Source organism: Pseudomonas sp. TYF_14, assembly GCF_043105275.1.
Taxonomy (GTDB): domain Bacteria; phylum Pseudomonadota; class Gammaproteobacteria; order Pseudomonadales; family Pseudomonadaceae; genus Aquipseudomonas; species Aquipseudomonas alloputida.
Window position 1 is genome coordinate 336,297 of record NZ_JBICLK010000061.1, and the last position, 22,521, is coordinate 358,817.

At 60.4% G+C, this 22,521-nt stretch carries 21 protein-coding genes; 5 read left to right on the plus strand and 16 right to left on the minus strand.

The features are described from left to right. Positions 1–33 precede the first annotated feature (33 nt). The 3 genes from ACF8O8_RS17780 to ACF8O8_RS17790 are packed head-to-tail and all read right to left on the minus strand — an operon-like array spanning position 34 to position 4,111. Entirely contained in the window at positions 34–1,197 is a 1,164-nt protein-coding gene (locus ACF8O8_RS17780; protein WP_392510107.1) for a serine hydrolase domain-containing protein, read from the minus strand. Between the two features lie 57 nt (positions 1,198–1,254). Beyond that, complete coding sequence (locus ACF8O8_RS17785; protein WP_392510108.1) at positions 1,255–2,859, minus strand: GMC family oxidoreductase; 1,605 nt, start codon at positions 2,857–2,859, stop codon at positions 1,255–1,257. Positions 2,860–2,863: 4 nt separating this feature from the next. Then, positions 2,864–4,111 carry a cytochrome P450 gene (locus tag ACF8O8_RS17790; RefSeq protein ID WP_392510109.1) on the minus strand — a complete coding sequence of 416 codons (1,248 nt, stop codon included), beginning with the start codon at positions 4,109–4,111 and terminating at the stop codon, positions 2,864–2,866. A gap of 225 nt (positions 4,112–4,336) precedes the next feature. Here ACF8O8_RS17790 and ACF8O8_RS17795 point away from each other — a divergent pair, with 225 nt between their 5' ends. The 4 genes from ACF8O8_RS17795 to ACF8O8_RS17810 all read left to right on the plus strand — a co-directional run bounded on the left by ACF8O8_RS17795 (position 4,337) and on the right by ACF8O8_RS17810 (position 7,932). Further along, positions 4,337–5,593, plus strand: a complete 1,257-nt coding sequence (locus ACF8O8_RS17795; protein ID WP_392510110.1) for an NAD(P)/FAD-dependent oxidoreductase — start codon at positions 4,337–4,339, stop codon at positions 5,591–5,593. Between the two features lie 19 nt (positions 5,594–5,612). Continuing rightward, positions 5,613–5,933 (plus strand): 2Fe-2S iron-sulfur cluster-binding protein, encoded by a 321-nt coding sequence (locus ACF8O8_RS17800; protein ID WP_392510111.1) that lies wholly within the window; start codon positions 5,613–5,615, stop codon positions 5,931–5,933. A 60-nt stretch (positions 5,934–5,993) separates the two neighbouring features. Next, positions 5,994–6,944 carry an SDR family NAD(P)-dependent oxidoreductase gene (locus ACF8O8_RS17805; RefSeq protein WP_392510112.1) on the plus strand — a complete coding sequence of 317 codons (951 nt, stop codon included), beginning with the start codon at positions 5,994–5,996 and terminating at the stop codon, positions 6,942–6,944. 76 nt (positions 6,945–7,020) lie between these two features. Then, on the plus strand, positions 7,021–7,932 hold the full coding sequence (locus ACF8O8_RS17810) for a LysR family transcriptional regulator (RefSeq protein WP_392510181.1): 912 nt from the start codon (positions 7,021–7,023) through the stop codon (positions 7,930–7,932). 46 nt (positions 7,933–7,978) lie between these two features. Here ACF8O8_RS17810 and ACF8O8_RS17815 read toward each other — a convergent pair whose 3' ends face one another. The 3 genes from ACF8O8_RS17815 to ACF8O8_RS17825 form a co-directional block, all read right to left on the minus strand. Next, entirely contained in the window at positions 7,979–9,514 is a 1,536-nt protein-coding gene (locus tag ACF8O8_RS17815) for a class I adenylate-forming enzyme family protein (protein ID WP_392510113.1), read from the minus strand. A gap of 120 nt (positions 9,515–9,634) precedes the next feature. Continuing rightward, positions 9,635–10,567: an electron transfer flavoprotein subunit alpha/FixB family protein gene (locus ACF8O8_RS17820; protein WP_392510114.1), complete on the minus strand. Its 933-nt coding sequence runs from the start codon at positions 10,565–10,567 to the stop codon at positions 9,635–9,637. Further along, on the minus strand, positions 10,568–11,317 hold the full coding sequence (locus ACF8O8_RS17825) for an electron transfer flavoprotein subunit beta/FixA family protein (RefSeq protein WP_392510115.1): 750 nt from the start codon (positions 11,315–11,317) through the stop codon (positions 10,568–10,570). It lies immediately after the preceding gene. 287 nt (positions 11,318–11,604) lie between these two features. Between ACF8O8_RS17825 and ACF8O8_RS17830 the strand changes: the two genes are divergently transcribed. Beyond that, positions 11,605–11,775 carry a hypothetical protein gene (locus ACF8O8_RS17830; RefSeq protein ID WP_392510116.1) on the plus strand — a complete coding sequence of 57 codons (171 nt, stop codon included), beginning with the start codon at positions 11,605–11,607 and terminating at the stop codon, positions 11,773–11,775. Between the two features lie 86 nt (positions 11,776–11,861). Here ACF8O8_RS17830 and ACF8O8_RS17835 read toward each other — a convergent pair whose 3' ends face one another. From ACF8O8_RS17835 to ACF8O8_RS17880, 10 genes are all read right to left on the minus strand, one after another. Further along, the gene (locus ACF8O8_RS17835) at positions 11,862–12,995 is read right to left on the minus strand and encodes an acyl-CoA dehydrogenase family protein (protein ID WP_392510117.1); all 1,134 of its coding nucleotides are present in this window, start codon (positions 12,993–12,995) and stop codon (positions 11,862–11,864) included. A 27-nt stretch (positions 12,996–13,022) separates the two neighbouring features. Then, a complete protein-coding gene (locus tag ACF8O8_RS17840; RefSeq protein WP_392510118.1) occupies positions 13,023–14,219 on the minus strand; it encodes an acyl-CoA dehydrogenase family protein in 1,197 nt (398 codons plus the stop codon). 13 nt (positions 14,220–14,232) lie between these two features. Beyond that, positions 14,233–15,102, minus strand: a complete 870-nt coding sequence (locus ACF8O8_RS17845) for a MaoC/PaaZ C-terminal domain-containing protein (RefSeq protein WP_392510119.1) — start codon at positions 15,100–15,102, stop codon at positions 14,233–14,235. 70 nt (positions 15,103–15,172) lie between these two features. Beyond that, the gene (locus ACF8O8_RS17850) at positions 15,173–16,090 is read right to left on the minus strand and encodes an SDR family NAD(P)-dependent oxidoreductase (RefSeq protein WP_392510120.1); all 918 of its coding nucleotides are present in this window, start codon (positions 16,088–16,090) and stop codon (positions 15,173–15,175) included. 61 nt (positions 16,091–16,151) lie between these two features. Next, the gene (locus ACF8O8_RS17855; RefSeq protein WP_392510121.1) at positions 16,152–16,964 is read right to left on the minus strand and encodes an enoyl-CoA hydratase; all 813 of its coding nucleotides are present in this window, start codon (positions 16,962–16,964) and stop codon (positions 16,152–16,154) included. A gap of 10 nt (positions 16,965–16,974) precedes the next feature. Then, entirely contained in the window at positions 16,975–18,138 is a 1,164-nt protein-coding gene (locus ACF8O8_RS17860; RefSeq protein WP_341798503.1) for an acyl-CoA dehydrogenase family protein, read from the minus strand. 17 nt (positions 18,139–18,155) lie between these two features. Further along, a complete protein-coding gene (locus tag ACF8O8_RS17865; protein ID WP_392510122.1) occupies positions 18,156–19,310 on the minus strand; it encodes an acyl-CoA dehydrogenase family protein in 1,155 nt (384 codons plus the stop codon). A gap of 2 nt (positions 19,311–19,312) precedes the next feature. Continuing rightward, the gene (locus tag ACF8O8_RS17870; RefSeq protein WP_392510123.1) at positions 19,313–20,509 is read right to left on the minus strand and encodes an acyl-CoA dehydrogenase family protein; all 1,197 of its coding nucleotides are present in this window, start codon (positions 20,507–20,509) and stop codon (positions 19,313–19,315) included. Positions 20,510–20,519: 10 nt separating this feature from the next. Continuing rightward, complete coding sequence (locus tag ACF8O8_RS17875; protein WP_392510124.1) at positions 20,520–21,665, minus strand: CaiB/BaiF CoA transferase family protein; 1,146 nt, start codon at positions 21,663–21,665, stop codon at positions 20,520–20,522. Between the two features lies 1 nt (position 21,666). Next, complete coding sequence (locus tag ACF8O8_RS17880; protein ID WP_392510125.1) at positions 21,667–22,518, minus strand: SDR family oxidoreductase; 852 nt, start codon at positions 22,516–22,518, stop codon at positions 21,667–21,669. Positions 22,519–22,521 lie beyond the last annotated feature (3 nt).

Below are 22,521 nucleotides of genomic sequence, written 5' to 3' on the forward strand. Positions count from 1 at the left end.
TTTGTAGTTGTATTGTCTGGCTGGTTATTCACTTCAACGCAGCAACGCGGCGGCTTGACGAATCGCCTGCGCTACAGGGAAGAGCGGGTCTTGTGCGACAGAGGTGGGGTTGAACAGTCGGTTGTGGCAAATGGCGACCGCCAGGTTCAGGTCAGGGTCAGCCCAGCCGATCGAATTACCTTGCCCCGGGTGGCAAATAGCCCTCGGGTTTTGCACGCAACCGACTGGCGGATGATCGCCGCCAAACCAGAAGCCGCCCTCCGTGATGGGAATAGGGAAACCAAACATCACAGCGTCCGCTTCCTGGCTGTTGGCCCGGGGTGTGCTGAATGAAGCCACCCGCTGTGCTGAAAGCAAACGTACGCCATCGAGCACGCCACCATTAGCCAGCAAGGCCCAGAAACGCGCCTGTGAACGCGCGTTGAAAATGCCGCCCACCCCTGCCACCTCCGCGCGGCGCACATCTGCTCGCTCAAACACCTCGGGCACCAGCGCGACCTGTTCTGGCATCGAAGCCAGAAACAGCGGCGGCAGGCCTTGGATGGGGCTGACAACCATGGCATTGACCTGCGTCGCAACGCGGTGCTCGACAGCGTCAGGAATACCGATCCACAGATCATCGATACCCAAGGGTATGGCGATTTCCTCGCGCACGAACCGGCCGAGCGAGCGTTGCTCCGGGTCCGCCCGACGCACCAGTTCGCCGACGATCCAGCCAAACGTCATGGACAAGTAAAGGGTCTTGCTGCCAGGCTCTGCCAGCGGCTTCAAGTTCGCAATAGCATCGGTCATCCAAGCCCAGTCGCACATTAACTCAGGCGTAACCCCCGCTGGCATCTGCGGAATACACGCCCTGTGGGTGAGCACATCCCGCACGGTAGTGGCCCCTTTACCTTGGGCCGCGTACTCGGGCCAATACCGGCTTACCAACGCGTCGTATTCGATGTGCCCCCGCTCTGCCAGGATATGCAAGGCCGTTGCCGCTACGGCCTTGGTTACGGAATAGACGTTGAACAGCGTGTCACCGTCCACTGGGCGCCGGCTGCGCGGGTCGGCAATGCCACTCCAGGCATCGATGATCAACTTGCCGTCCAGATACGCTGCTACTTGCAACCCGACCTCGCCGCCGGCAGTGGTAGCGTGGTCCAGCGCATGCTGCACCATCGCCTGAGCGCGCGGATCCAAGTTCTGCTGCATGACTTACCTCTCTCATGTGCCGTGAAACGAAGTGAAGGATCAATACTGGAGGCGGGCTCAGCGAACATCCTCCAGGATGAGCTCCGCTGCGCGCCATGCCATGGCCATCATCGGGCCGTTGGTGTTGCCGGAAATCATTGACGGGATAACCGACAGGTCCATTACCCGCAGCCCCTGCACACCCCTGACACGTAACCTGGGATCCAGTACCGAGGCGCTATCCGCACCCATCGCGCAGGTGCCACAGGCGTGGTAGCCCGACTGCCCCCGTTGGCGGAATTCTTCAAGAATCTGCTCGTCGCTCTGCACCTGCGCGCCGGGGTAGGTCTCGGCCGTTACCAGATGCTTCATGGGGGCGCTGGCAACGACCTTGCGCATGACTCGAAAAGCCCCAATCGATACCTGCCGGTCGTACTCATCGGCCAGGTAGTTGGTGACGATCCGCGCAGGCTGTGCAGGGTCCGCAGACTCGATCGTTACGCTGCCCTGGCTACGCGGACGCAGTGGATAGGTGAACAGCTGCATCCCCGGATGGGGCTCGAAGCGGTAAGTTGGCGAGGAAAAGTCCATCGAGTAAGGGGCCATCATCAACTGGGCATCGGGGCGATCAAGATCCGGGCGAGTCTTGAAAAACCCGCCGACCGGGAAGGAACCGAGCGCCATGACGCCGCGCCGGGCGAGCCCATACTGGATGACGTTCTTGAGCAGCCGCACGCCTGAAAATTCTCGGTTCTGGCTGCCGCGCCAGGTGCTCAGGCGTGCTTGCAGGTAGCACAGCAAGTGCTCGCGCATGTTCTGTCCGACATTGGGGCTGTGCGCAATCACAGGTATCCCCAATCGTCCCAGCAAGCTACTGTTGCCGATGCCGGACAACTGCAGCAAGCGAGGCGATTGCAACGCACCGGCGCACAGTATTACCTCCCGACGGGCGCGGTATTCACAGGGCGCTGCATTCCCGTGGCGTGCACTGACACCGACAGCCCGCTGCCCTTCGAAGAGCACGCGCTGCACCTGCGTATCGGTCAATACCTTCAGATTGAACCGTTTTCGGGCCGGTTCGAGAAACGCATGCGCAGCGCTCTGCCTCACTCCCCCTGACAGGGTATAGGTGAGGTAGGCGACACCTTCGTGGTCCAGTTCGTTGATATCGAGCTTGCGGGGCAAGCCCAGGCTCTCACAGGCCTGTATCACCGCCTCGCTGACGGCACACCGCTGGGCATAGGGCCCAACCTTCAGCGGACCCTTGCCGCCCCTGAGCGCCGTCTCGCCCAACGCGTGGTCCTCGATGCTGCGAAACGCCTTGGCCATGGTTTCCCAGCCCCATCCGCTGGCACCATTGGCGGCCCACTCGTCATAGTCCGCAGGATGCCCGCGCATATACACCATGCCGTTTATAGCGCTGGATCCACCCAGCATCTTGCCGCGGGCCCAGATTTCTTGGGTGCGCCCACTGGCGGGGTCCACCGTGACGGGTAGATGCCAGGCGTGAGTGGGGTCGCTCAGCAACTTGCCAAAGCCTCTGGGCATCCGTACCAAGGGGTTGCGATCCTCAGGCCCCGCTTCTATCAGCAGAACCCGATGAAGCCCATTGGCGGACAGTCGATCGGCCAAGACGCAACCGGCAGAGCCGGCACCCACGATGATGTAGTCGTAATCGTTCATAGGCTCAACCGAACTTCACATGGATCGAGTGCGGTACCCGCATCATCGCGCCACGTATCTGTGGGGCAGGTTTGTCCGGATCCAGACGCAGGTTGGGCAATTTATCCAGAAGTGCATTGAGTGCGCGGGTCATCTCGACACGTGCCAGGTGTTGGCCAATACAGACATGGGGGCCGAAGGCAAATGCGAAGTGGCGGTGTTGGGGCTTGCGGAAAATATCGAAGCGGTCAGGGTCGGGGAATCTGCGCTCATCGCGGTTGGCGGAGCCGGCGATGACATCGATGAAAGCACCTTGAGGGATTTCAACACCCCCGAGCGTGACCGCCTTGCTGGCAAAACGGGATTGCATCAATACCGGACCATCCCAGCGCACGGCCTCTTCGATCGCCTGCGGAATCAAGGAGCGGTCCTGGCGGACCGCCTCCAGCTGCTGCGGATGACGCAGCAAGGCACTCAGCAACACGCTGGTGGCACGGTAAGTAGTGTCCCCCGCCGCGTTGACCAACTGGCGCAGGAAGGAAATCAATACATCCTCGGGCAGACGCTCACCATCGACCTCGGCGTGGGCCAAGGCGCTGACCAGGTCACTCCCCGGGTTTCGCCGGCGCTCGGCGATGAGGTTCTTGAAGTAGACACCCAGCTTGCGTGATGCCTCCGTTCCGTGCGCTACATCCACGGCAACGATAGTTTGTGCAATGGCCATCTTGTGAAAGGTTGCGACGTCTTGCGGCGGCAGCGCCAGCTGCCGATAAATGATCTGGAAGGGGTAATGCAGAGTGAACGCCTGGACCAGGTCGGCCTCGCCCCGGTCAATGAACGCTGCCATCAGCTCATGCACCACCGGGTCGACCAGTTCGTCACCCCAGGCAGCCACCGTCTGCGGCAGAAACGCCTTCTGGAAAATTCGGCGAAATCGCGGGTGCTCAGGGGCGTCCATGGTGGAAATACTGCGCCCGAAGCTGATGCCCAGGTTGTAGGTGTAGGCGTGATTGGTGAAGGTCTGCGGGTCTCCCAGCACCTGCGCCACTTCGTCATAGCCCAACACACAATAATGCGGAGCTCCTGCAGGGCTGGTGACATCCGGAGCAAGCCCCATAAGCACGCGGTATTCCCCCTGAAGCACGGACGCTTCGCGCCTCAATTCGGCGAGCTTCGGATAAGGGTCTGAATGGTCGCCAAACACCAGTGCATCCTCCAGAAACGGATCGAAGGATGGATCGTCAAACTGCTCGAGTGGGCTCACTGCGCTCATCAGTTGCTTCTCCGGCTTTGTTTATTGTCCCGACGTCTTGCGCTGAGCATTTCCAGCCTCTGCCTGAAGATCGGTTTCGGCCACTCTATGCAACCACTTAAAGGGAATAAATCCACAAAGACTGACAGGATCTTTCAATAAAATTGAATAATCATCTATTATTAAACAGGCATACTTTGCTCACTCCTCCGCCCTTGTTGGCGGGCTTTGACCAAAGGTGTCGATATGACTGAAGCTGTTACAGGCACTGCCATCATCGTCGGTGCGGGGCATGCCGCCGCTGAGTTGGCAACTCATTTACGTGACAACGGCTGGCAAGGCCGTATCGTTCTAATTGGTGAAGAGCCAACCCTTCCCTATCATCGCCCGCCGCTGTCCAAAGCCTACCTTTGCGGCGCCGTTACCACTGAAAGCCTGCTGATAAAGCCCAAAGCAACCTTCGACAAGGCTGACGTAGCGTTCATCAGTGGCACACGAGTCAGTGCAATCGACCGTAGGGCTTGCACAGTCGAGCTAGCAGATGGCAAGACCATTCACTACGACCGCCTGATCCTGACTACAGGCGGGAGGCCGCGGCCACTTCCGATCCCGCAGATAGAACAGGCGCAAAACGCCAACAACTTCCACTACCTGCGCACACTCAACGATGTCGAGCGCATTCGCCAACAGTTCGAAGCGGGTAAGCGCCTGGTCATCATTGGCGGCGGTTACGTTGGCCTGGAAGTTGCGGCCGTCGCCGTAGAGTTCGGCCTGCAGGTCACGGTGTTGGAGGCGCTACCGCGCGTGCTGGCGCGAGTCACTGCACCGGAGCTATCGGCCTTTTACTTGTCGCGACATCGCCAGGCAGGCGTAGATATCCGTACCAATAGCCAAGTGCAGGGTGTGCAGCTGGCGCCCCGCGGTGGAGCCGTTACGGCAGTGCTGTGTGCGGATGGCAGCTGCGTGCCCGCTGACTTGGTGGTAGTCGGCATCGGACTTGTGCCCAATGTCGAGCTGGCAGCGCAGGCAGGCCTGGCTGTGGACGATGGCATTGTAGTGGACGAGTTCGGCCAAACCAGCGACCCGAACATTTACGCGGCAGGCGACTGCACCAACCACCCCAACCCGATTTTGGGTAGGCGATTGCGCTTGGAGTCGGTGCCCAACGCCCTCGAACAGGCACGCTGCGTAGCCGCATCCCTTTGCGGCAAGCCCAAGGCCTATGCGGCTGTTCCGTGGTTCTGGTCCGACCAATATCAGCTGAAGCTGAAAATGGTCGGCCTGTCCCAGGGCTATGACCAATTGGTGTTGCGCGGGGCGCCTGAAACAGACTCTTTCGCCGCTTTCTACCTGAAAGACGGTCACGTCCTGGCCGTCGATACGGTTAACCGCGCGCCGGAATTCATGGTGGCCAAACGGCTGATCAGCGAGCGTATCCATGTCGACCCGCGCCGCTTGGCTGATGACGCCATTCCCGTCAAAGACTTGCTTACCCCCGCCTGAACACGCCACGAGGATAGCCATGCCCACAATCACCTTCATCCAGCCGGACGGCAGCGAGCAGCGCGTAGATGCCCCTGTCGGTCTCTCGGTCATGCAAGTGGCAGTCAACCACCAGGTGCCCGGTATCCTCGGAGACTGTGGTGGCAGTTGCAGCTGTGCCACTTGCCATGGCTACGTCGACCAGAAGTGGGCCCAGCACATGCCTGCCGCCCAGCCCTACGAACACGACATGTTGACCTGCGCGGTGGACGTAACAGAGCACAGCCGACTGAGCTGCCAGATCATGGTCACCCCGGAACTCGATGGGTTGATAATCAGGTTGCCGGCTTCCAGTTTTTGAGTAGTTGCGCGAGCCAGCGGGTGTCGTGCTCCCGAAAACAACAATAAAGTGAGGAAACGTATGACTGCAATTGACTTCACCCACCGGGTCGCTATTGTCACCGGCGCCGGGGGTGGACTGGGGCGCACCTTCGCGATGGCACTGGCCGCCAGGGGCGCATCCGTGGTGGTTAACGATCTGGGAGGACGCTTTGATGGCCAAGGCAGCTCGCCTGGCATGGCCGATGGGGTGGCAGAGGAAATTCGCGCTGCCGGTGGTACGGCTGTTGCCAACTACGACTCGGTGGCCACCCGGGCCGGTGGCGAGGGCATCGTGCAAACGGCACTGGATAAATTCGGTAGAGTCGACATCGTTATCAATAACGCCGGCCACCTGCGCAACGCTCGCTTCGAGGACATCGATGACGACACCCTCGACTCGATCATCGACGTCCACCTCAAAGGCGCCATTTACGTTACCCAGCCCGCTTACAAAGTAATGAAACGGCAAGGCTATGGCCGGGTCGTCTTCATGTCCTCTGCCGCCGCGGCATTTGGCAACCCTCAGCAGGCCGCCTATGCTGCCGCCAAAGCCGGGCTGCTGGGTATCATGAATGTGCTTGCGCTGGAAGGCAGCGCGCACGGCATACAGTGCAACGCCCTGCTACCGGTCGCCACAAGCCGCATGGAGGCAGCGATGGACCCGGCGCAGCTCGCTGCATTCACCGCTCAATATGCCGCTTTGGGCGAGAAACTGGGTAGCTCCTACTTGCCCGAGTTCGTCACCCCGTTGGTGGTGTACCTGGCAAGCGAAGCCTGTTCCAGCACACAGGCGATCTACTCTGCCGCGCTGGGGCGCTATGCCCGCGCTTTTATCGGTGTATCGGAAGGCTGGGCAGGCCCACGCGATAATCCGGTCAGCGCAGAAGTGCTGGCCGAACATTTCCGGCAGATCAGGGATATCGGTCAGTACAGTGTCCCTGCATCCTTGTCTGATGAATTCGCGATTATCGAACGTACACTCGGCCACTAGCCGTATTCCAGAAGGGTCCTGATAGAATCCATGCAAATTGCTTAGTCGGGAGAGGGATTTGGATAAGCTGCGCTGCATGGAAGTCTTCATGGCTGTCGTCGATCACGGTAGCCTCAGCAGTGCAGCGACTGCATTGGGCCTTTCCCCCTCAATGGTTTCCACCCATCTGAGCAACCTTGAGCGCGCTTTGGGAGTGCGGCTGCTGAACCGCACCACGCGGCGCATCAACCTCACCGATGAAGGCACGATCTACTACGCCCATTGCCGCCATCTGCATGACGAGATCGCCGACGTCGAATCCTTGCTCGCTGGCTCGCACGTGCAGCCCCGTGGTCGTCTGCGGGTCGATGCGCCAAGTATCATCAGCCAGTACCTGGTGGTGCCTTTACTGTCGACGTTTCGCAGCCGTTACCCGGATATCCAGCTCGACTTTTCGGACTCCGAGCAGCTCTACGACACAGTCGAAAGCCAATACGATTTGATCCTGCGTCTCGGCCCATTGGGCGACTCAAGCATGATCGCCCGTCAGCTTGGCCATACCCCGCTGCTCACCGTCGCCTCACCTCGGTACTTTGCGACTCGCAAGATGCCGCACGTTCCAGAAGACCTGCTTGAGCATGACTGCATCAGCTACAGGAATACCCGGACCGGTCGCATGCACCCATGGGCTTTTGAGCACAATGGGCATCGCAAGACACTGGACTTGCCCTGCAGCCTGTCCATCACCCAAGGGTGCATCCAGATCGAGGCGGCGCTCGATGGGCAGGGCATCATGCAAGGCATGGGGTTTTATCTGGAGGAGCACCTGCGCAGTGGGGCGCTTTGCCAGGTACTGCCGGACTGGGCCATGACTGCACCGACGATGGAGCTGCTTTACCCGCAAGGTCGAAGAGCCTCAAGCAAGATTCACGCGTTTGTCGATTTCATGCTCGAGCACTACCCAACCGGCCAGCAGATCGCAGCCCCGGCCCGTGCCCATGTCGGGTGACCAGGCTACCGCTGGGGAGCCCCAACGGTAGCGCAGCCAAGGCTATTTATGCAGAATACAACTGCCGTAGCGCAATCTTGTTGACCTTACCGCTGGGCAAGCGCGGGAGTTCGGCCACGAAATCCACGCTGGTGGGCCGCTTGTAACGCGCAATGCGTGTCCCGGAGTATTCGATGAGCTCCTCGGCGGTCAATTCGGCACCGGCCTTGAGGACCACGACGGCCTTTACTGTCTCTCCCCACTTTTCATGTGCAACGCCTATGACAGCAGCGTCACCAACCTGCGGATGGAACATCAGCGCCTGCTCGACTTCCTGGCAATAGATGTTTTCACCGCCGGAAATGATCATGTCCTTCTTGCGGTCGACCAAGTACAAAAAGCCTTGGTCATCGCGCCAGGCCATGTCTCCTGTGCGCAGCCAGCCATCGCGCAGCGCGTCCAACGTCGCAGCGTTGTTGTTCCAGTAGTACGCCAGGTTGGCAGGTGAGCTGATCCAGATCTCCCCGGGCGTGCCGTCGGGGCAATCCTGCTCATGGTCATCGACAATGCGAATGTCGCAATAGGCCATGGCCTGGCCTATCGAGCCCAGCCGTCGCAGGTCATCCTCGTTACCCTCAAGCTTGTGAAGATGACGGGGCAAGACGGTACCGCTGGTTTCAGTCATACCCCAGGAGTTGACGAAGATCGGCCCGAGCAATTCGACACCGCGGCGCAGGACAGCCACAGGCATCGGGGCAGCGGCGTACAGGATGGTTTCCAGGCTGGACAAGTCGTAATCGCGGATGTCCGGCAGGTCAAGCACCTGTTGAACGATGGTCGGCGCCATATGCACGGTCACCACACGTTCGCGCTCAATAGTTCGCAGCACCTCGCGGGCATCGAACTTGCGATGCAGCACGACGCAGCCAGCATGCCAGAACTCCGACAGCATCATGGAAATACCGCCAGCATGGAACATGGGCATCATCACCAGGACACGCCCGTTGATGCGCACATCCATGACCTCGGCCTGGTTCTGTGCCAATGCGAGGTCGCCACGCTGGCTACGCGCCGCACCTTTGGGGCGACCCGTGGTGCCACTGGTGTAGACCAGGTGGACGATATCCTCGGCAGTCGCGCGCAACGGGGCGCCGGCGGTATCGGCCTGCGCAATCGTCGCCTCATAAGGCTGCGCCCAAGGCGGGCAGGCAGCGCCTATGCACAGATAGTGCTCAACCGACTTCAATTGCGGCCGAAGACTGTCTATCACATCGGCATATTGGTCTTCGAACACCAGCACCCGGGGGGCACTGTCCTGCAGGATATATTCGATCTCAGGGGCAGCAAGCCGAAAATTGACCGTTGCGCAGATGTAGCCGGTCAGTTGGCACGCACCGTATACGTCGAAATACTCATTGCAATTCATCGCCAGGACCGCGACGCGGTCTTGATGGCGCATGCCGCGCGCATAGAGTGCAGACGACAATCTACGGGCACGCTCAAACAATTGCGCATAGGTGATGCGACGATCGTCGTAGACCACCGCCTCTTGATGGGGGAACAGGCGCGCGTTGCGTTCCAGCAACTCACCGAGTGTCTTCATTATTATCTCTTTTGCTGATGAGGCCTGGGTGGGCAGCCTGGCAACCGTGCACGGTGTTTGGGGCTGCCCCACCTGAAGGGGCATACACAGTCTACTGAAACCCTGCGACGCCCGGGTTCATCACTTTAGGCTTCCGGTCAACTCCGGTACAGCCTCGAACAGGTCAGCGACCAGGCCGTAGTCAGCCACCTGGAAGATCGGTGCCTCTTCGTCTTTGTTGATCGCGACAATGACTTTGGAATCCTTCATACCGGCCAGGTGCTGAATGGCACCTGAGATGCCTACGGCGATGTACAGCTGTGGCGCAACGATCTTGCCGGTTTGGCCCACCTGCATATCGTTGGGTACAAAACCCGCATCGACTGCAGCACGCGAAGCACCCACCGCAGCGCCGAGTGTATCGGCGAGGCTGTAAAGGTGTTTGAAGTTGTCGCCATTGCCCATACCGCGGCCGCCAGAAACGACGATTTTTGCGGCGGTCAGTTCGGGGCGATCGGACTTGGCCAGGGTTTCTTCAATGAATGAGGAAGTGCCCGCATCATGGACAGCGTTGACGATTTCGACACTGGCACTACCGCCCTGCCCGGCTACCGCATCAAACCCAGTGCTGCGCACGGTGATCACCTTCACTGCGGCGCTCGACTGCACGGTTGCGATGGCGTTACCCGCATACACCGGGCGCTGGAAGGTATCGTCCGATACGACCGCAGTAATTTCAGAAATCTGGTCTACGTCCAGCAGCGCGGCTACGCGCGGCAAGACGTTCTTGCCGTTGGTGGTCGCTGGGGCGAGCACATGGCTGTAGGCTGCCGCCAGTTCGACGATAAGGGGCGCAAGATTTTCTGGCAGGAGGTGGGCGTAGGCACCATGGTCGGCAACCAGGACCTTGGCCACGCCAGCAATCGTGGCAGCACTTTCAGCGACACCGCCGACGTTTTGGCCTGCGACCAGGATGTGCACATCACCACCAATCTGGGCGGCAGCTGCAACCGTGTTGAGGGTGGCCGGCGCTACGGCGCCGTTCTCATGTTCAGCGATAACCAGGATAGTCATTCAGATTACCTTCGCTTCGTTTTTCAGTTTCTCGACCAGTTCAGCCACCGACTTGACCTTGATGCCCGCACCGCGAACAGCGGGCGCCTCGACTTTGACAGTCTGCAAGGTAGTGGTCAGGGCCACGCCCAGTGCATCTGGCGTGACAGTCTCCAGTGGTTTTTTCTTGGCCTTCATGATGTTGGGTAGCGAGGCGTAACGCGGCTCGTTAAGGCGAAGGTCGGTGGTAACGATCGCCGGCAGTTTCAGGGCCACCGTCTGCAGGCCGCCATCAATCTCACGGGTGACGTTGAGCGTGTCGCCAGCGATGTCGACCTTCGAGGCGAATGTGCCTTGAGGAAACCCGCTGAGCGCAGCCAGCATTTGACCGGTCTGGTTGTTGTCGCTGTCAATGGCCTGCTTGCCCAGGATGACCAGCTGCGGCTGCTCCTTGTCCACCACTGCCTTGAGCGCTTTGGCGATAGCGAGGGAGCCAAGCTCGTCGCCCGCCTCAACCAGGACGGCCCTGTCAGCACCCAGAGCCAACGCGGTACGCAGCTGTTCTTGCGCAACACTTGAACCCACGCTGACCACGACCACTTCAGTGGCTACCCCTTTCTCTTTCAGACGAACCGCTTCTTCAACCGCAATTTCGCAAAACGGGTTCAGGGCCATCTTCACGTTGGCCAGGTCGACACCCGAGTTATCCGCTTTGACACGAACCTTGACGTTGTAGTCGACCACACGCTTCACAGCTACCAGAACTTTCATCGCAACCTCGCATCTATACGAACGTTATTCATGATGTTGAACAAAGTTCGGAGGGATGTCAAACCTTCTGAGAGGGTTGAGCAGGCCACTTCGCGACCGTTCGTCCTCTGCTGCTGGCAGGCCTGCACGCGTATGCTATTTATATTTACAAACAGCGTTCAATTTATTTTGACTCTGTGGCAAGATCCGGATAGCGCCTGACCTGCCCTCCAATGGACCACGCATCCTGACAGAGGGACAGGCGCTACTCATTCCAATAACACTGCTCAGAAGCAGGTATAAACGACATGAAGCTATCTTTTCCCTTGAGCCTTTCGCTGTCGGTTTTCGCACTGGTCATCGTCGCGCACTTTGTCGTCGAAGCACGACAGATGGATCTTCGAGCACGCATCGCCGCATGCCATGCCCAGCCTTATACCTGCAACACCCCCTCTGCCAGTCTGGCGATGCTCCGCTAAACCTCGGGAATTCAACTCCTGCCAACGTAAACCGGGCCGCTAGGCGGCCCGGTTTCAGTGTGGGTACGAATAACGCGTAGACGTGGCTACATCAGCGAACCGTATCGCTCGGTGTGGTGATCACTATCACCCCAACTCATATCGATCGTGGTCAGGCGCTTGAAGTACCAACCGGCCGCCAGTTCATCGGTCATGCCCATGCCTCCATGCAACTGGGTGGCTTGTTGCCCGATAACCCTACCCGCGCGGCCCACCAGTGTCTTAGCCGCTGATATGGCCCGCGCCCGCTCATCAGCACGCTCATTGTCGAGATTGGCAGCGGCATAATGGGTAATGGACCGCGCCTGCTCACTGAGGCCAAGCATCTCTGCCACACGATGCTGCAGCGCCTGAAAACTACCAATGGGTTTGCCGAATTGCTTGCGAGTCTGCAAGTACTCGACGGTCAATTCAATCAAGCGGTCCATGCATCCAACCGCTTCTGCGCACAAGGCAAAGCAAGCTCGATCCGCGGCCCACTCCAGATCCGCCAACCCCTTGTGCTCAATGCCCAGCAGCGCCTGGCGGCTCACGTTGACATCGCAGAGCTCTATTTCGGCAACGCGCTGACCATCCAGCCCAGCGAAGCTGCGCACTTTCACACCAGGCGCCGCTGCTTCAACCAGGAACAGGCTGATACCATCAGGATCGTCCTGGGTTCCGCGGGTTCTGGCCGAAACGATCAACCAGTGGGCAGAATCACCGTGTGAAACCACGCTCTTGCGGCCGTTCAGACGATAGCCGGTGCCAGTTTCACTGGCCTGGCACGTCACATCCGCCAGGTCAAAGCGGCTTTGTGGCTCAAGTGCCGCGAGGCTGACACGGCACTCACCGCGCGCCAGCAACGGCAGCAACCGCTCTTTGTGCTGTGCGCTGCCCACCCGCTGGAGCAGCGGCCCCCCCACCAACGCGCTGGCAAGAAAGGGTTCCAGTACCAGTCCGCGACCGAAGGCCTCCATCACCACCAAGGTTTCTTCAGCGCCGGCACCAAGACCGCCGTAATGCTCGTCCAGGCCCAGGGCCAGCAGGCCCGTTTCAGCCAAGGCCGACCAGTTGTCCTCGGACCAGCCTCGGGGGCTTTGTGCCAGGGTGCGGCGGGTCTCGAACTCATACTGGCGCTCGACAAAGCGAGCAACCATGTCGGCGAGCATCTGTTGCTCTTCATCGAGAGAGAAGTCCATGCAAAACCTCCAGGGCGTTAGCGCCGGTCACAGGCCAAGGGTCAATTTGCCAATAATGTTCTTCTGCACTTCCGTGGAGCCGCCGTAGATCGAAATCTTGCGCCAGTCCAGGTAATGCGATGCCAAGGCATTGAGCAGTTGCCCATTGGCGGTATCGACCTGCGTATCTCCCTCCAGCGCCTGGGGTACGAACGGCACCGCGTACGGGCCTGCGCATTCCATGATCAGCTCGGTCAGCCGCTGCTGGATCTCGGACCCTCGGATTTTCAGCAGTGAAGCTTCAATTCCTTTGCCCTGGCCCTTCCCCTCTTGGTCGATCAAACGCAACAGTGACCATTCATGGGCATGCAGTTCCATCTCGATAGCGGCCACCTTGTCTCGAAACCGCACATCGTCAAGCAGCGGGCGGCCCTTCTTCTGGCTACTGGCAGCGATCTCCTTGAGTCGGCGCATGAAGCGCTTGCAGTTGCCCAGACCGGCGATGTTGGTGCGCTCATGTCCGAGCAGGTATTTGGCGATCCCCCAACCTTTGTGCTCTTCGCCAACCAGGTTGTCACGGGGCACCCACACATCATCGAAGAACACTTCGTTGACGTCGTGCCCGCCATCGAGCGTCTTGATCGGTCGCACCTGGATACCCGGGGTGGCCATATCGATCAGCAGGAAAGAGATTCCCTCCTGCTGTCGGCCTTCATGATGCGTGCGCACCAGGCAGAAAATCCAGTTCGCCCACTGGGCGAAGGAGGTCCAGATCTTCTGGCCGTTGACCCGGTAACCATCGCCACTGACTTCGGCGCGGCAGCGCAGCGCCGACAGATCAGAGCCGGCACCTGGTTCGGAGTAGCCCTGGCACCACCAATCGCTCATGTCGAGGATGCGCGGAAGGAACCTGGCTTGCTGCTCCGGCGTGCCGAACTTCTGCAATACCGGGGCCACCATCGACAACCCGAACGGCATCTGCCGTGGAGCACCAGCGGTAAAGCACTCTTCATCGAAGATATTACGTTGCGCAGCCGTCCAGCCGGTACCACCAAAGGCTACCGGCCAGCCCGGCGCGCCCCAGCCGCGTTGTTGCAAGATGCGTTGCCAGCGCACATAGTCCTCGCGCCCCAGGTGCTGAAAGTCCAACACCCGATCACGGATATCAGCCGGTAGCTCGCGCTCTACAAAGGCACGAACTTCCAAGCGAAACGCCAGTTCTTCGCTGCTTTCCCGAAAGTTCATCGACTCATACTCCTCAGGCGAGCTCGATCACGCCGTTGTTCAGCACAACGGTATCGCGGCTGTCGACGCGAGCGCGCAAATGTACCTGGCCACCCTCGCCATTCCAGAACTGAAAGCGCAGCGTTTCGCCAGGATACACAGGCGAGGTAAAACGGGCGGCTATACGTTTCAGCCGCCTGGCGTCGCCTTCGGCGCAGCGCTTGATTGCAGCGAACGCGGCCATGCCGTAGGTGGCCAGGCCATGCAGGATCGGTTGTTTGAAACCCGCACGCGCAGCGACTTCAGGGTCGGCATGCAAAGGGTTGGCATCGCCAGACAGCCTGTAGATCAGCGCAGCCTGTGCAGGCGAGAGCAATTCGTATTCGAAATCCGGAGCGCGGTCAGGCACGCTTGGCAGGCTTTGCGGCGGCTCATCGCTGCGGCCACCTTGGGCGGAGTAGCCGCCATCGCCACGCAGGAACGAAACCTGGCGCGTCTGGGCAATGCGCTCGCCGCTGGCCGCGTCGATGATATCGCGCAGCAGCTCGACGATCGCGCCCTTGCCTTCGCCTTTGTCACAGATGCGATTGACCTGGGTGCGGCTGATGACCGTGCCGCTCACCGGCATCGGCATGAACCAACGGGTGTCCTGCTCGCCGTGTACCAGCTTCAGGTAATTGACACCGGTCTCGGGGTTGGTCATCCATGGCTTCGGCCAGGCAATCGCCGCCGCCAAGGTTGGCACTGCCTGCAAGCCGTCCTCAAAAGTGAACCGCAGGTGGACAGGATCCATCGGGTCGCCACCCACTCCCAGACCGAGCGCATAAAGAATAGTGTCGCGCTCAGTGTACGTGCGCGTGACCTCTTCAATGGGCCAGTGCTTGACGCGTTCATAGTTCAGCATAGGGTTAGCTCGTAGTCGGGTCTCAGGCTCGCCCCACCGGCCGCACCGATGGGGCTCGGTCGCGTAGGGATCAGATCGGTTCCCAGCTGTACACGTCATGGGTCTGGTGCAACGGCAGGAAGCTCGAACGCAAGGCCGGAATGGCGTGTTCAGCGACGTCGCGCGGGGTCCAGCCGTTATCACGGTGCACCGAACGGGTAACGCGAGGCTGGCTAACCAACATGATTTCATTGGCGCGCACATAGAAGATCTGCCCGGAAACATCCTGAGCCTGGTCGGATGCCAGGAACACTGCCAACGGCGCTTGCCGCGATGGGTGCATCATGCGTTCCATGCGCTCGGCTTGCAGTTTTTTCTCCGGAGTATCGGTGGGCACAGCGCCAATCATGCGGCTCCAGGCAGCCGGGGAGATACAGTTCGAACGTACGCCGAAATTGGCCATGTCCAGCGCAATGGCTTTGGACATACCGACGATGCCCATCTTCGCCGCCGCATAATTCACCTGCCCGATGTTACCTACCAGGCCGGTATTGGACGTCATATGGATGTAGCAACCCGAGCTTTGGCTACGGAAGTGCGGCGCCGCTGCGCGCGCCATGAAGAATGAGCCGTTCAGGTGTACGTTGAGTACAGCCTGCCATTCCTGCTCGTCCATCTTGTGGAACATACGATCGCGCAGAATGCCGGCATTGTTCACCACGGTATCGATTTGGCCAAAGGTGTCCATGGCGGTCTGCACGATACGATGCGCCGAGTCCCAACCCGCCACGCTGTCGGTGCTGGCAACCGCTTCACCGCCAGCGGCCTTGATTTCGTCGACCACACGCTGGGCCGGCCCTGCATCCTGGCCTTCGCCATGAACGGACGAGCCCAGGTCATTGACCACCACCCGAGCACCTTCGGCGGCCATAGCCAGCGCGATAGCGCGGCCAATGCCATTGCCAGCGCCGGTGACTACAACCACTTTGCCTTCAACCATTCCACTCATTGCGTATTCCTCTTGTTGTTAGTTGTACCGCTGCCACCTGGGTGCGCAGGGTCTTGTACGCTTAGCATTCGTCGTCAGGGAACTGCGGCGGGCGCTTCTCCATGAAGCTGGCGATGCCCTCTTTGTAATCCGGGCCCTGATTGGCAATTGGCATATCCAGGCCAGCGCTCATCACCGCCTCATGGCACGTCTGGAACGGTACTTCCCAAAGCTGCTGCTTCATGATGCGCATCGAGCGCGGCGAGCAGTTCTGCGCCAGGTCGCGGGCGTACGCATAGGTGTGCTCGACCAGTTGATCGGCCGGTACCGCAAGGTTTACCAGGCCCATACGCTGGGCCTCGACGCCTTTGATCTTGCGCCCGGACAGCAACAGGTCCAGTGCGTGCGCCTGGCCCACATGGTGCTCCAGGATCCAGGCCATGCCGTACTCGGCGGTAAGGCCACGGCGGGCGAACGCGGTGGTGATCGTGGCGTCTTCTGCGGCGAAACGGATGTCACAGAACAGCGCATGGATCAGGCCTATGCCCACGGTGGCGCCATTGAGCATGGCGATCACAGGTTTCGGGATCGCAGGGTAATAAGAGCAACGCGTTTGCCAATCGGCGCGCTTGCGCATGTCGAAAGGCCGCGGCAGCTTGGTCATCAACCCGTTGGGGTCACCGCCAAAACTATTGATATCGCCGCCCGCACAAAATGCCTTGCCTGCACCGGTAAAGACGATCACCCGCACGCCTTTATCGGCGCCTGCAGCCTGCATGGCGTCATACACCTCGGTCGCCACCTGGTCATTCCAGCTGTTGAGCTGGTCAGGCCGGTTGATGGTGATGGTGGCGATGCGGTCCTTGACCTCGTACAGAATGCTCTCGTAGCTCATGCCAACTCCCTTAGAACGACCGTGGCAAGCCGAGGATGTGCTCGGCGACATAGGACAGGATCAGGTTGGTGGAAATCGGGGCCACCTGATACAGGCGCGTCTCGCGGAACTTGCGCTCTACGTCGTATTCACAGGCAAAGCCGAAACCACCATGGGTTTGCAGGCAAGCGTTGGCCGCTTTCCACGATGAGGTAGCCGCCAAGTGCTTGGCCATGTTGGCCTCGGCTCCGCACGGCTGGTGCGCGTCGAACAGCTCGCAGGCGCGGTAGCGCATCAGGTCGGCAGCCCGAATGTCCATGTAGGCTTCAGCAATGGGGAACTGAATGCCCTGGTTTTTCCCGATTGGACGATCGAACACCACGCGGTCATTGGCATAGCGGGTGGCACGGTCGACAAACCAATAGCCGTCGCCGATGCATTCAGCGGCGATCAGGGTACGCTCGGCGTTGAGCCCGTCGAGAATGTACTTGAACCCTTGGCCTTCCTCGCCAATCAGGTTCTCTTCCGGGATCTCGAGGTTATCGAAGAACAGCTCGTTGGTCTCGTGGTTGACCATATTGGGAATAGGCCGCACATCGAGGCCTTTACCGATGGCGTCGTGCAAGTCGACCAGGAAGCAGGACAGGCCTTCGGACTTTTTCTTCACATCGGCCAGTGGTGTGGTACGCGCCAGCAGGATCATCATGTCCGAGTGCTGGACACGGGAAATCCACACCTTTTGCCCGTTCACCACGTAGCGATCACCCTTCTTGACCGCAGTGGTGCGCAACTTGGTGGTATCTGTGCCGGTGGTAGGCTCCGTCACGGCCATGGACTGCAGGCGCAATTCGCCACTGGCGATCTTGGGCAGGTACTTGCGCTTCTGTGCGTCGGAACCATTACGCAACAGGGTGTTCATGTTGTACATCTGGCCGTGGCAGAACCCGGAGTTGCCGCCATTGCGGTTGATCTCCTCCATGATCACCGAGGCCTCAGCCAAGCCCAGCCCCGAGCCGCCGTACTCCTCGGGAATCAATGCGGCCATCCAGCCCGCCTTGGTCAGCGCGTCGACGAACGCTTCGGGGTAGACCCGCGCATGGTCGATCTGACGCCAGTATTCATCAGGGAATTCGCCACACAGGCCTCGCAGGGAGTCACGCAGTTCACGGTACGGATCGTTAGCGTCATGTTTCATAGCGTTCTCTCGTCGATTCAAGCGTCTGCGGCGATCAGGCCGCCATCGCTAGCCAGTTGCGCCAAATGGTGGTCGGCGTCGCCGAACAGGATTTCGATCATGGACAGGCGGCGCATGTAATGACCCACCTGGCATTCCTCGGTGACGCCGATGCCACCGTGCAACTGCACAGCCTGTTGCGCCACGAAGCGTGCTGAGCGGTTGATCTGCACTTTGGCCGCAGCGATGGCGCGGCGACGTTCGAGGACATCGTCGTCGTCCACCATCATGCTGGCGTAGTAGGCCATGCTGCGCGCCTGCTCGAGCATCACCAGCATGTCCACTGCGCTGTGCTGCAGCGCCTGAAACGAGCCGATCAACACGCCAAACTGCTTGCGGACCTTGAGGTATTCAACCGTCATGTCGAAAGCCTGCTGCATTGCTCCGACAGCCTCGGCGCAAAGCGCGGCGACGGCGCGATCCGTGGCGTGTTCGATCAGCGGCAACGCCTGGCGGGATGAACCGAGCAACGCCGCCAGCGGCAGCCGCACGCCATCGAGCGTAATGTCTGCGGCGCGCAGGCGGTCCTGTGTCTGATAACCGCGGCGAGTGATACCCGCGGCATTGGCGTCGACAATGAACAGTGCAATGCCGTCGGCATCCCGTTGCCCACCACTGGTGCGCGCCGAGACGATCAGCTGGTCAGCGCAATCGCCGTGCAACACGAAGCGTTTGCACCCATCGAGGACCCAATGGTCGCCCTCGCGCCGTGCGCGAGTGGCAACGTCTGCCAAGTCATAGCGTGCCTGGGCTTCGCTGTGGGCAAAGGCCAACAGGCGTTCACCGGCAATCAAGCCCGGCAGGATCTCGGCCCGCTGCTGCACCTCCCCGGCGCTGGCCAGCAGTCCGCCAGCAAGCACCACACTGGCCAGATAGGGTTCGAGCACCAATCCGCGGCCCACCGCCTCCATGACAATCATGGTTTCAGCCGGGCCACCGTCAAAGCCACCATCGGCCTCAGTGAACGGCAGTCCCAGCAAGCCCAGGTCGGCATATCGGCCCCATAGCTCGCGGCTCCACCCCTCTCTCTGATCGAGATAACCGGCACGTTGCTCGAAGCTGTAGCGGTCTGCGACCAGGCGATCGACCGCATCTTTGAGCATGCGCTGTTCTTCATTGAAATCGAAATTCATGCTTAAAGTCCGAGCAGAGTTTTGGCCAGGATGTTGTGCTGGATTTCGTTGGAGCCCCCGACAATGGAGACATGGCGCACCCAGTAGTAATTTGGCGCGATGGTGCGCGCCCAATCATCGTCATGCTGTACCTCGCGCTCACCCACCACGAACGGCTGGTCGTATTCAAGCGCGTTGTAGCCTGCGACCTCCATCAACAGTTCAGTCGCCGACTGCTGCAGTTGCGAGCCTTTCATTTTCAGGATCGAGCTGCGCGGGTCTGGGGTGTGTCCGTACTTCTCGCTGTCGGCGATAACGCGCATCTGGGTCATTTCCAGTGCCTTGAGTTCAACCTCCAGGGCCGCGACCCGTTCGCGAAAGCGTGGCTGGTCCGCCAGGACGCCTGCCCCCATGGCCACGCTGCGGGCCAGTTGCTTGGCCCGTCTTACGCGGAACTTCGACAAGCCGACACGGGCGATGCCGCCACGCTCGCTACCGAGCAGGAACTTGGCAACATCCCAGCCGCGGTTTTCCTCACCAATCAGGTTGGCCACCGGAACCCTGACGTTATCCAGGAACATTTCGTTGGTTTCGTGGTGGCCATCGAGGGTGACAATCGGGCGAATCGAAATACCCGGCGTCTTCATATCCATGAGCACGAAACTGATGCCCTGCTGTTTCTTTGCCGTCGCGTCAGTGCGCACAAGCATGAAACACCAGTCAGCATGATGGGCCGTGGAGGTCCACAGTTTCTGGCCGTTCAGCACATAGTGATCGCCATCGCGTACTGCGCTGGTGCGCAGTGAGGCAAGGTCGGACCCCGAACCCGGCTCTGAGAACCCTTGGCAGAACCAGTAGTCCATGTTTGCCACACGAGGCAGGAAGTGCTCTTTCTGCGCCTGGGTGCCGAAGGCGATCAAGACCGGGCCGATCATGTTCATGTTGAACGAGATAGGCTCCGGCGCGGGCGCCATGTGCAACTCTTCCTTGAAGATGTAGTGCTGGGTGGCACTCCAGGCCTGGCCGCCCCACTCGGGCGACCAGGCCGGGCACGCCCAACCTTTGGCGTTGAGGATCCGCACCCAGCTGACCATTTCTTCTTTCGAGAGCCGCTGGCCGTATTCGACCTTGCGCCGAATCGACGCCGGTACTGCCGTTTTCAGAAAAGCCCTGACCTCATCGCGAAAAGCCAGTTCTTCCGGTGTAAATCGCAAATCCATAAGGGTTTCCTCAGTCGATAATGCCGCTGGCACGCAATTGCTCAACCCGCTCCGGGGTGAACCAGGCGGACAGCGCAGCGTCGGTATTGGCTGGCGTGATGGGCTGCGGTGCGAAAGGCGTAACGGGTACGCTGCGGGAGAACCGCGGCGCTGGCGCAGGTTGAGTCACGCCATCGACCTCGATGAACGTGCCCCGGGCGCGCAGATGCGGATGCCCGGCCGCCTCAGAGAACGTCAGCACGCCGGTGGCACAGGCATCGCTGGCCTCGAGCACGGCAACCCATTCATCACGGCTGCGGGTACGGAAACGTGCAGCGAGCACCTTCTTGGCGTTGGCCCACGCCTCGCGATCCATCTGGTCGCCAAGGAGCTGCGGGTCCAGGTCCATCAGCCGCAGCAACTCGTCGTAGAACTTGCTTTCGATCGGGCCAACGCTGATGAACTTGCCATCGGAACACAGGTAGCAGTCGTAGAACGGTGACCCACTGTCAGTGATGTTGGTGCCCCGCCCCTCTTTCCACATGCCGGCGGCCAGCATGCCAAAGAACGTGGTTGCGAGGTGCGCGGCGCCATCGACGATGGCCGCATCGACCACCTGCCCCTTGCCCGAGCCACGAGCCTCCAGAATGCCAGCCAGCAAACCGAGCGCGAGGTACAGCGACCCTCCTGCGTAGTCCCCCACGAGGTTCAATGGGATGCTTGGTGGTTGCCCTTCACGCCCGATGGCATCGAGGATGCCGGTCAAGGCCAGGTAATTGAGGTCGTGCCCCGCATACTTGGCCAGCGGGCCGTCCTGACCCCAGCCGGTCATGCGGCCATACACCAGGCGTGGATTACGCGCTAGGCAGTCATCTGGGCCCAGGCCCAAGCGTTCGGTCACCCCAGGACGGAAACCCTCGATCAGTGCGTCGGCCTGTTCAACCAGCTGCAGTACGGTCTCCACCCCTGCCGGGTCCTTGAGGTCGACGGCGACTGCGTAGCGGTTGCGCAGCAGGGTGTTGTACTGCAGCGGACGCTCGATACCGAGCTTGGCCGGCTGTTTACGATCGACGCGGATCACCGTTGCGCCCAGGTCGGCCAACAACATGGCGCACATCGGGCCTGGGCCGATGCCGGCAAGCTCGACAACCTTGATTCCGGAAAGTGGGCCGGCCATGTCAGCTGCGCCCCTGGCCGCGCATCGCTTGCCATTGCTCTTCATTCCAGTCTTGCATGGCACGGAAGCTTGGTCCGCCAACCCCCTGCATCCAGCGCCCGCCATCAATCACCACCATTTCACCGGTGATGTAGGACGAGCCATCACAAGCCAGGTAGCTATAGAGGTCGGCGAGCTCGCGGTGGTCGCCAAAGCGCCGCAAGGGCACGCTCTTTTCCTGAGGCTCGACCTGCGAACCTGGCGGATACAGCTGCTCCCAGGCACCCGGGGTGGGGAACAGTCCCGGTGCCACGCAGTTCAGACGAATGCCCTTGGGCCCCCACTCCACCGCCAGGCTTCGGGTCATGGCCAGCACGCCAGCCTTGGCCGCTGCGCTGGGCGCGGTAAAGGCCGAACCGGTCATGGTTGGCGTAGACACCGTACTGATGACATTGCCCGGGCGCCCTTCGGCAATCCAGCGCTTCCCGGCTGCAATCGCGCAATAGAAGCTGCCGTGCAGGACGATGTCCAATACCGCATCCACTGCCCGCGGCGACAACGTTTCGGTGCGCGCGATGAAGTTGGCGGCGGCGTTGCACAGCAACACATCCAACGGGCCGCTGCGCCACACTTCGTCCATCATGGCTTCGACCGACTCGGCGTCACGCACATCAGCTTGCACGGTGGCGACACGTGCCCCCGGCAGGGCAGTACGGAACTCTTCGGCAGTAGCATCAAGCACTTCTTTGCGGCGCCCGGCGATTACCAGCTCAGCGCCCAGCTCCAGATAGCGCTTGCCAATACTCTTGCCCAGCCCCGTGCCGCCGCCGGTTATGAGGATTTTCTTGCCAGCCAAAAGGTCGTTTGCGTACATGCT